This window comes from Spirulina sp. 06S082, from assembly GCF_034932145.1.
Taxonomy (GTDB): domain Bacteria; phylum Cyanobacteriota; class Cyanobacteriia; order Cyanobacteriales; family Spirulinaceae; genus CCY15215.
The window spans coordinates 1-3,095 of record NZ_JAYGHV010000464.1 but is presented as its reverse complement, the minus strand read 5'-3'; the positions used below and the strand labels follow the sequence as shown (position 1 = coordinate 3,095).

General features: G+C 42.6%; 4 protein-coding genes. All 4 read left to right on the top strand.

Annotation, left to right across the window (positions count from 1 at the left end; all coding sequences use genetic code 11):
* Nucleotides 1–180: hypothetical protein (locus VB714_RS26970; RefSeq protein WP_323228401.1), on the top strand; the 180-nt coding region annotated here is incomplete at its 5' end.
* Nucleotides 181–447: 267 nt separating this feature from the next.
* Nucleotides 448–837 carry a Mo-dependent nitrogenase C-terminal domain-containing protein gene (locus tag VB714_RS26965; RefSeq protein ID WP_323228399.1) on the top strand — a complete coding sequence of 130 codons (390 nt, stop codon included), beginning with the start codon at nt 448–450 and terminating at the stop codon, nt 835–837.
* A gap of 99 nt (nt 838–936) precedes the next feature.
* The gene (locus tag VB714_RS26960) at nt 937–1,902 is read left to right on the top strand and encodes a vitamin K epoxide reductase family protein (protein ID WP_323228397.1); all 966 of its coding nucleotides are present in this window, start codon (nt 937–939) and stop codon (nt 1,900–1,902) included.
* Between the two features lie 58 nt (nt 1,903–1,960).
* The gene (locus VB714_RS26955) at nt 1,961–2,941 is read left to right on the top strand and encodes a vitamin K epoxide reductase family protein (protein WP_323228396.1); all 981 of its coding nucleotides are present in this window, start codon (nt 1,961–1,963) and stop codon (nt 2,939–2,941) included.
* Nucleotides 2,942–3,095 lie beyond the last annotated feature (154 nt).

Here is a 3,095-nt window from a genome sequence, read left to right as displayed (position 1 = left end):
ACTCCCCACACCCCCCCATCTCCCCACACCCCCCACACTCCCTCATCTAGAAAGACAACATTTTGCGTGTTTTTTGTGGATGCGATCGCGATCGCAATTCAGAGTGATGTTATCTGCATTACACCCATAAAAAATAAGACAGAATATAATCAAGGGTGTTGGCTCAAACGGTATTTTTAACTTAGCAATTTAGCTTGGTGTAAATACGGAAATTAATAAAATACTGCCAAGAATCTCTGTTTTTTCATAGTTCTGCGTGTTTCGTAAGTCCTAACTGAGATTTCTGTAACAGATTATTAATTTAATGAGAGCAAACTCATCTAATGACTTGTTTTTTGGGATTTTCAGGGTTAAAAAAACTATTCTGAAACATCCGGAATCTAGATTTAGATGACTGTAGACAAAGAATAAGCAAGCCTGTTCTCAAAGTTAGAACAGAAAGGAACAATGGCTGACGCAATCAGAACCACAATCAAAGAATTTGTTTTTAGCAGTTGGAGTTCCGAGTATCTTCCAACCCACCAACCCGGAATTTCTCTACAGAAGGTCCCTTCAAAATTCCAATTCCCTAAGATCGCTTTTGCACCGTTAAAACCTCTAAAAATGCTACTCGATAACTGGGAAGTCAAAAACGCTGATTTTGCCCGCGTATTGTGTCAATTAATCCCCGCACAATGCCCATTTGAACGAGATGTGAAAGTTTTGGGTAAAGTTCTCTTTCATATTCCCCCCTTATGCAAATTGAATCCTTTTTACGATCAATTGGTGGGTTTGCGGTTTCGCGCTTTGTGCTATTTAGCAGATGAATGTGGCGAGGATATCACTGCTTACTGCTAATATTTTCTCGACTCCCCCCACGAACGCACTAATCACGCACTAATAATGTTTCAGAAGAGGTATTATCTCAATACCTCTTCTCTTGTGTTGATAAGACTAATGAATCGTAATCGTTCTCTGCCTTGGATTTACCAGAAATCGCGCTGGCTGATTGGCGCGATCGCGCTGTTGGGGTTTGCCCTAACTTCGTATCTTACCATAACTAAACTGACGGGAAATTCTGCCATTTGCTTTGCAGAAGGAGATGGCTGTAATATTGCCCTATCAAGTTCTTATGCCACAGTCTTTGGCTTACCTCTCTCTCTTTACGGGGGGATTGCCTACTTGAGTATGGCAGTTTTGGCTTTAATTCCGGCGATCGTTCAACTGGAAGACAAATCCCAGCGCGATCGCCTCGAAAATTGGAGTTGGAATCTCTTATTAATCGGTGGGACGGCAATGACAGCAGTTAGCAGTTATTTAGTCTATCTCCTCGCCTTTGAACTGCACATTTTCTGTCCCTACTGTCTGGCTTCAGCTACTTTTTCCCTCAGTTTATTTGTCTTAACACTTTTAGGTCGTCTTTGGGAAGACTGGGGGCAAGTTTTCTTCACCGGAATTCTGGTGGCGATCGTTACAGTGGTTGGCACACTAGGAGTTTATGCCAATGAAGCACCCCCAACTCTCATCAACGGACGTATCCCCATTCCCGCCCTAAAAACCGCCTCTACACCCGGCATTGGGTGGGATATTACCACAAAATCCAGCACCTCTGAAATTGCCCTTGCTCAACATTTAAGCAAAATCGGCGCAAAAATGTATGGTGCTTATTGGTGTCCTCATTGTGGCGAACAAAAACTTTTATTGGGCAATCAAGCGCTTTCTCAGATTAATTATATAGAATGCGATCGCAAAGGGAAAAATTCTCAAACCGCACAATGTCACGCGGTTGGAATTACCTCCTTTCCCACTTGGGAAATCGACGGCGAATTGTACCCCGGCATTCAAAGTTTAGAAAAACTGGCACAATTATCCGGTTATGAAGGAAGCCAAGACTTCAAATATATTATCCCCGGCCTAAAATAGTTATTTGTTCCCACTCATCACCCTCGATTCCCCATTAACAATATCCCCATAAACAATAATGAGAAGAAAACGTTCTATTCCTTGGATTCATCGCTACTCGCGATTTATAATTGGCGCGATCGCCAGCATCGGTGCAGCTTTAACTGCTTATTTGACCATTACCAAACTCACCGGAGGAGAAGTCGGCTGTGCAATTAATGCCAGTGCAACGACAGGAAGTTGTAATGATGTTCTCTCCAGTCCTTACGCAACAGTTTTTGGGCTTCCTCTCTCCCTATTTGGCTTATTGGCTTATCTGAGCATGATAGCCTTTGCCTTGTCCCCATACATCATTAATCCAGAAAGCGATCGCGATTTGCGAAACAAACTAGAACATTGGACGGCATTATTTTTGCTGATTGGTTCAACAGCCATGATGATTTTTAGTGCCTATTTGATGTATGTTCTCTTTGGCAAAATACAGGCAGTTTGTTATTACTGCATCGGATCGGCCTTATTTTCTCTCAGCTTATTTTTACTGACGGTTTTTGGACGAACTTGGGAAGATTTCGGTCAACTTGTTTTCACTAGCGTTATTGTTGCTTTTATTACTTTTATGGGAACTTTAGGCATTTACGCACCCCTGAATAATCCCGCGATCGCCGAAGGCAAAATTCCCATTCCTATCCCTCAGCAAAGCGAACTCATTCCAGGAAAAGGTTGGGAGATCGAGACAAAATCGGGAGAATCCGAAATCGAACTCGCTAAACATTTAAGAGAAAATGACATCAAAATGTACGGTGCTTATTGGTGTCCCCACTGTTACGAACAAAAGTCACTATTTGGCAAAGAAGCCTTCGCAGAAATCGAATATATTGAATGCGAGGCAGATGGAGCAAATGCCCAGCCTCAAGCCTGTCAAGCGGCAGGGGTTAAATCCTATCCCAGTTGGGAAATTGCCGGAAAGGTAGAACCGGGGCGTTTATCATTGAAAGAATTGGCCGAAGTCTCTAATTATGAAGGTCCGACCAATTTTCAATACGTTCTTCCGACAAGATAATTGATTATCTTGAGCGATCGCTACATTTCTATCTTAAATGTCAAAAGAGGACTCCCGTTAGAGCCGACAGGCTTAACGGCGAGATGAATTTTGACCCGCCAATAAAACCGACCCAAGGGAGTCAGTTTAATTGAAATTGTGCTAGGCTGAAAAA